Source organism: Paucilactobacillus oligofermentans DSM 15707 = LMG 22743, assembly GCF_001434315.1.
GTDB classification, from domain to species: domain Bacteria; phylum Bacillota; class Bacilli; order Lactobacillales; family Lactobacillaceae; genus Paucilactobacillus; species Paucilactobacillus oligofermentans.
The window spans coordinates 1-6,146 of record NZ_AZFE01000005.1 but is presented as its reverse complement, the minus strand read 5'-3'; the positions used below and the strand labels follow the sequence as shown (position 1 = coordinate 6,146).

The window sequence follows — 6,146 nt, the reverse complement described above, 5'->3', positions numbered from 1 at the left end:
AAGGTTGGCGATCTGTTAGGAATTAATTATCTAGGGACCCACACAATGCGCAAAACTGGGGCTTATCGTGTTTACACGCAATCAAATTACAATATTGGCCTAGTCATGCACTTATTAAATCATTCAAGTGAAGCCATGACTTTAGCTTATTTAGGCTTAGACCAAGCCAGTACCGAAAGTATGTTAGATCAAATTGATTTTGGTTAGTTTTATTTGGATTTTTAGTTGTTGCCGAAGGCAACTTCTGAGACAGATTTTAAGCACAAAACCTCCACTAATTTTTAGTGGGGTGTAAGTGCGCATTGACCTCGTTTTACTCGGTCTGCTGATAATCATAAAATCAATTTTTTCCATTGTTGAATGGAATGTATTTTTAATTCAATTATACTTACACTTAACTAAGTTTGTTATGCTTTAAATACTTAAAAAATGTTGCAGATTACGCTGTTTTAAGCCCAAATTTTTTAATTGCTTTGTGCAGAGAATTTTTAGAACCTGTCTAGTATCTGCTGAATCTGGTAGAATTGTGGAAAACCGACTGAGGAGTTTGTCATGCCAGATTATCCAAGCAATATTTCTCGAGCGCAATTTGCGTTAATACAACCTGATTTAGAAAACTTCCGCAAGCATACAAGACCGCGTCGTTATGATCTTTATGACGTATTCAATGCCATCCTTTACTCGCTTACTACAGGGTGTCAATGGCGTGAATTACCGCACGATTTCAAGGTATCGCCTGCTTCTAATCGTGCCAGTAAGTCTTGAAATTCAGGACGCTGTTTGGTTGTCCCTGTCAGCTTCTCTTGCACAATTATTTCTGCGCCTGCGTCTGTTAGTTGTTCGATTTGATTTTCCAATTTTTGGTCTAGGGTACTTACTCGTGCATAGCCGTATTTCATAAGAAAATCTTCTTCCACTTACGTATTTTGGTTCGGAAATTTGTAAATGGTGCTACGCTATTAATATGAATCCACTTATACAAAGGCCATTTTGCTTTTTTAGTTGCCCATTTTCGTTGTTCAGGTTCAAACAACTCTTTATCGCTCAATGTTTCTATCCAAGCGCATAAGTCAATCACTTTTTTATCCAACTGTTGAATTTGTTCATCTAAGGTTTCTTCTCCATAAGTATCATAAAACGATTGATAAAGCCCACCTAAGTTATTCCATTTATAGCCTTCTGCTGGCGTTTGAACTTCAATTCCTGCCTTCTCTTTCTCTTCCCAGCCTAACAATAAGGATAACCACCCTAACTGATAAGATAAGTTTTCAGAGGGCGTTTTATCGACTTCGTCAGTTCGCCTATCCCTCAAGTCTTCAGGAATGTTCTCAAATTCAGCGATATATTTTTGGTAGCGTTGTTTGATTTCTGTAATTAATTCTTCCTTGTTGGTGTAAACCCTCATTTTAACTCTCCTTTTTTAATTTAATATTTCTAACTAATTTAAACATTGGGACAAGCATGCTTAAAAGAATACTGTAAATAACTAAGTATTCAATAAAACGAAAGAGAGCAACGCCCCACATGTTTAATTGTTTTACAACATGACCAGATGGATTAACAATATTAAAATAATAGTTAACTCCAGTAGTACCATTGATTGATGTCATGATGTTCGTAACTTTAAGTGTACCTAGATGTTGATAGACGAGGCGAATCGGCTCGTTATATAGCGGGTTTCCTTGTATATCAATACAAGCTCCCATGAATGCAATGACTACTACAAGGAGTATTCCTCCATGCTTCCAATCAACGTATTTTTTTGAGAACCAAGTAATAATAATAAAAATTATTAGTAGGACACTTGCCCAAACCCATTGATTAGAAACTCCAGTAAAAAATAAAAAGTAGAGTCCAAAACCTAAAGCTCCAAAAATTGAAATTCCTACCAAACACAAAAATAGCCTTCCGGAATGGCACACTGTCTACCGCTATTACGATATGTGGCGAGATAAACCAGACCCGACAGCTGATTCGCTATTAGAAAGGCTTTTAACAAAACTGTTGCTTCATATCGCTTTGCACAGGGCCGATCGGCCCGAACGTCGTTTGTGATTGTTGATGCTCAAAGTGTTAAAACCACTGATTTAACGAAAAATAGTGGCTACGATGGCGGCAAAAAGAGTTCAGGGATTAAGCGTCACATGGCGGTTGATATTAATGGTTTACCACAAGCCATTAGCTCGTGACACGAGCTAATGTATCAGATCGTTCAGGTGCATTGGCTATGTTTAGTTTGGCTAGCCAAAATTTAGAGCTGGTTCAGCATGTCATGGTTGATGGTGGCTACACTGGCAATGACTTTGCGGATCAGGTGAAGCTCATTTTGAATGCTAAGACGACGGTAGCTAAACGCAACGAGTTGCATATGTTCACGGTGTTACCTCAACGATGGATCGTTGAACGTTCATGGAGTTGGCTAGACAAATGTCGGCGACTTTGGAAAAACTGTGAACGTGCCCTTAACAGCAGTCTTCAAATGGTTGTATTGGCCTTCCTGAAGATAGTTCTTAAAAGATACTAGACAGGTTCTTAGTCGTTCAGCAGGTGATAGACGAAACGTTGCGGGTCATCTAAGAAGTTACGCAGAAAAGTGATATGGTTGATTTGATCATAGTGCACGGGTGCCAAGGTGTCGCCTAATGCGAGCAGTTGGGCGTCAGGATAAGCCATCAGGATAGGGGAATGGGTACTGATGATAAACTGGGCACCATTTGCGACTGCGGTATGAATCAGGGCTAACAGGCTGAGCTGATTTTCCGGCGTCAAGGGAGATTCGGGCTCGTCTAATAAATATAAAGCGTTGGCGTGCAATCGCGCTCGAAATAAGGCTAGAAACGCTTGGCCGTGGGATAAAGTGTCTAAATCCACCTGATACAAATGTTTGATTGCGCTTAGGGTATTGAGATAGGGCAGACGCTCCAAACTTTGCGGGGCGAGATGTTCAAGCTGTGTTTGCGCGTACTTGATGCGGCCGCGGGTGGCGCGAATGAATGAAATGAAATCATCGGCGCGAAAGAAAAAGCCGGCTTTGGTCCGATACGTCCACGTTAGCTTAAGGTGGCGGGCCAAGGCACGGCTATTGTCATACTCAGGGTGGTCTTCCAATGCGGCACCACTCATGAGGATGGCATTGTAATTGGCAGCGATCGCATTGAGCAACGTGGATTTTCCACTACCATTGTCGCCGGTTAAAATAGTCACCGGACGGGTCAGGATTAATTCGTGAAAATCGGCTTGCCAAGGCAAATTAAACGGGTAATCGCTGTGATGACGTGGTGGTGCGTATTCGATCTTGGTGAGTAGCAAAGGTAAGACTCCTGACTTTTAAAGCGACTGATTAAGGCAACGGTTGGTACCAGCTCATGATGCGTTTAGCTAAATCGGCTTTCATGTACCGTGAACTGACACTCTGATCGTTATTGCCTTTGCGGATGTGAATTTCCAGATGTGCCATTTTTCGCGGTTTCATCCACAGCGACTGTTTGAAACTCATGGCTTGAATATCTTTCCTGCGCACAAAATAACGTTGCCGGGTCCAGGTTTCGCCCACTTGAATGACGAGCTGATCGGGGGCTGCGATGCCGATTGCTGCATTAGCTCCGGCGTATTGGCCTTGTAAAGCAACGATGACAAGCCACAGTAGGCCAACCGGTAAGAGCCACAGCCACCAGTTAAGATGCAGCCATAAGGTACTGGCTAAGATAGCCGGCAAGACGATCAGGCCAAAATTACCTAGCACGATGTTTCGCACATAGTACCAGCGATGACGAGTCGGTATCGGCTCTAATTCAGGGGCGGCGGTTGGCAACCAGCTGATGAATGTTTGCATAGTCGTTAGCGCCTGCCGTTGCCTGATGACGGGCATCAGAACCAAATCATCGTTTTTTTCATCATCGGCAGCACTTGATGCCAGAAGTGCCTGAACCGTGCTGAGATGAAACCACTGCCGTAACACGCTTTGCTTGAAGCGTACGGCTTGGACGCGGGATAGTTGGGCACTGACGGTGTTGGTCTGAAAAAAGCCGCGACTGGTTTGCAATTCGTTACCGGTTCGATCAAGCGTGAAATGGTAATAGCGCTGCAAAATGTTCAGGTAGGAAATGGCAAAGCCGAGCACTAAGACGATAACCGTTAAGGCAATAATCAGATAAATGGCCAGTCCGGTTAGCGCGTGTTCAGCTTGCTTATACCAGCTGTCGGGAAAGTATTCCTGAACCTTTTGGACCAGCCAGAGAATCCCGGTAATGATGGGAATGAACCCAAGCGAAGTGAGCGCATATTGATTGAGATCATGCGCATTGATTTTGTAGGCAGCGTCTGGGGTTTTTGCCGCCGGGGTTACTTCGGTTTGCGCACCCTCAGTCGTAGGGTCACTAGCCGAAGCGGTTGGCGTATCAGTCAGCCCTTGCCGATAACGATTGATGGCATCTGCTACCGTTGTCGGAACGGCGGCGAGCATTCCTTCAGCCTTCTTGGATTCCTTCCCGGCAGTTTCAATAGAGACCTGCTCCAGGCCAAGCGGTTTTAAAAAGAACCACTGCCGGCGCTGAACGGTCTGAATACGGCCGTATGGAATGTGATTGATTTTTCGAATGAAGACTCCGCTATTGATGGTCAAGCCGTCTGGTGCGACTAAGTAGGTAAAGCGCAAATAATGCACAATAGACCAAAGCAGCGTTAATACCAAAATGCCTAATACTAGACTGATCCAAAATAGAAATTCTTTGGGCTTCATATCGTTCTTCAAGATTGAAAAGCCGCCACTGACAAGTATCGGCCACCAAGCAATAAATGACATCAGCCAATGAATGGGGATGGCAATGGGTGCAAGGCGTTTGGGTTTGTCATTCATTGCGCACCTCCTGGGCCAGTTGTAGAATCTGATTTCGCAGTTGATCCGCAACCGGTCGGGTAACACCGTCGATAACATGCGCCGTGCTGGCCGTTTCAATATTGACTTGCTGAAGTTCCTGCCATTGCAGCAGCGGCCCGGCTTCTAATGTCACATTTTGAATGCGGGCAATCGGAATGGCTTCATTTTTTTGAAAGAAGAAACCTTTTTGTAGGAAAACGGCTGTGGGGGTAATGTTGTACCGCCAGAAACGGTAGCGATAGGGCACTAAAGCAAGACGGAAAATCAATTGTAAAATGGCAAATCCCATGGCGCCTATTGCTAACCACAGCGACCAATGCCAAAAATGCCACGCCGCAATCAAAAGTAAGCCGGCAATTAGAATGACCAAAGCCCAGATTGCGGCACTGGCACGCCAGATTCGTTGGATGGTGGCCGGTAAAGCCTGTCCTGTTTGTTCCATGTTGTTCGTCGCCTCCGTTTTCGTCAGGATAGCAGAAAATTGGTCTAAACGAAACCGTTTACGCTTCAAAAGTGTTGGAATAGTTGATATTCAAGAATTGTTTGAAGCTTCTGTCAATGAACCTGACGAGATTAAAAAGAATTTGTATGATTCCTTATACACTTATATTTTGCAAAAAAGACAAGAAGATATTATTAATCGTCCTGGCTTTGTTATTTAGCCCTCTAAGAGCCTGCTGAGGGCTTTTTGTTTTGCTTTGGTATAAATGTATATGAATAGTCTTAAAATTGCTAGAAACGAAAAATAAGGCCCTAAAAAACGAACATAGCCGCTAAGTTCTTGTTAAGATTCAAAAAAACTAACTGTTTGCTGTCAATGGTAGCGGACGAGCAAAGCGTGGGAGCATAAGGAATTGACAGCTCTTAACCAGTCTTTACACTTAAATGGCGAAAGCCAAAGTTTCTATAAAACTTTGCTTTCCTGCCTAACGGCGAGTGAAAAAGCGGTTAACCTGGCTCAGCTTGGACGGGGTTTGGGGCGTCAGCGCCCGAATTAATGTGGCTTGCCACACCTTTTAGGCAACGAACAGAGTGAGGCGCAAGGAGCATAGCGACTGGAGTTTAATGTGAGCTGGTTTTAGCTCACTCCTTTGTGTTTTTTGCTTCTAGGTTTTGATCTCGTACAGTGGTGCCTCTTTTAAATCTCTTTTATAAACCTCTTTTAAACCTCTTTTAGACCCCCTTTCAGCCTTACTCTCCCAAGGCTTATAGAAGTTTATCAACGAGGTTTTGTCTGTTTATCAACGAGGTTTTGTCTGTTTATCAACGA

At 43.6% G+C, this 6,146-nt stretch carries 6 protein-coding genes and 4 pseudogenes; 4 read left to right on the top strand and 6 right to left on the bottom strand.

All coding sequences use genetic code 11. From position 1 onward, the window contains the following. Window positions 1-207 (top strand): annotated as a pseudogene (locus FC70_RS02375) (site-specific integrase); the annotation flags it as partial. 345 nt (window positions 208-552) lie between these two features. Next, a pseudogene (locus FC70_RS09090) lies at window positions 553-726 on the top strand (transposase); the annotation flags it as partial. On the opposite strand, the pseudogene FC70_RS02370 reads toward FC70_RS09090, so the two are convergent. From FC70_RS02370 to FC70_RS02360, 3 genes and pseudogenes are all read right to left on the bottom strand, one after another. After that, window positions 726-899: pseudogene (locus FC70_RS02370) on the bottom strand (recombinase family protein); the annotation flags it as partial. The pseudogenes FC70_RS09090 and FC70_RS02370 sit on opposite strands and share 1 nt — an antisense overlap. Further along, the gene (locus FC70_RS02365; RefSeq protein ID WP_057889447.1) at window positions 896-1,405 is read right to left on the bottom strand and encodes a ClbS/DfsB family four-helix bundle protein; all 510 of its coding nucleotides are present in this window, start codon (window positions 1,403-1,405) and stop codon (window positions 896-898) included. The gene FC70_RS02365 and the pseudogene FC70_RS02370, both read right to left, overlap by 4 nt. A gap of 1 nt (window position 1,406) precedes the next feature. Continuing rightward, window positions 1,407-1,892 carry a hypothetical protein gene (locus FC70_RS02360; RefSeq protein ID WP_123827745.1) on the bottom strand — a complete coding sequence of 162 codons (486 nt, stop codon included), beginning with the start codon at window positions 1,890-1,892 and terminating at the stop codon, window positions 1,407-1,409. 16 nt (window positions 1,893-1,908) lie between these two features. On the opposite strand from FC70_RS02360, the pseudogene FC70_RS09450 reads away from it, so the two are divergent. Next, window positions 1,909-2,524, top strand: a pseudogene (locus FC70_RS09450) (IS5 family transposase); the annotation flags it as partial. An 8-nt stretch (window positions 2,525-2,532) separates the two neighbouring features. Here FC70_RS09450 and FC70_RS02350 read toward each other — a convergent pair. The 3 genes from FC70_RS02350 to FC70_RS02340 are packed head-to-tail and all read right to left on the bottom strand — an operon-like array spanning window position 2,533 to window position 5,318. Further along, complete coding sequence (locus FC70_RS02350; RefSeq protein ID WP_057889445.1) at window positions 2,533-3,309, bottom strand: AAA family ATPase; 777 nt, start codon at window positions 3,307-3,309, stop codon at window positions 2,533-2,535. 31 nt (window positions 3,310-3,340) lie between these two features. Further along, complete coding sequence (locus tag FC70_RS02345; protein ID WP_057889444.1) at window positions 3,341-4,855, bottom strand: PH domain-containing protein; 1,515 nt, start codon at window positions 4,853-4,855, stop codon at window positions 3,341-3,343. Next, window positions 4,848-5,318, bottom strand: a complete 471-nt coding sequence (locus tag FC70_RS02340) for a PH domain-containing protein (RefSeq protein ID WP_057889443.1) — start codon at window positions 5,316-5,318, stop codon at window positions 4,848-4,850. Before FC70_RS02340 ends, FC70_RS02345 begins: the two co-directional genes overlap by 8 nt. Here FC70_RS02340 and FC70_RS02335 point away from each other — a divergent pair. Then, entirely contained in the window at window positions 5,317-5,538 is a 222-nt protein-coding gene (locus FC70_RS02335) for a hypothetical protein (protein ID WP_235804064.1), read from the top strand. The two genes, FC70_RS02340 and FC70_RS02335, sit on opposite strands and share 2 nt — an antisense overlap. Window positions 5,539-6,146 lie beyond the last annotated feature (608 nt).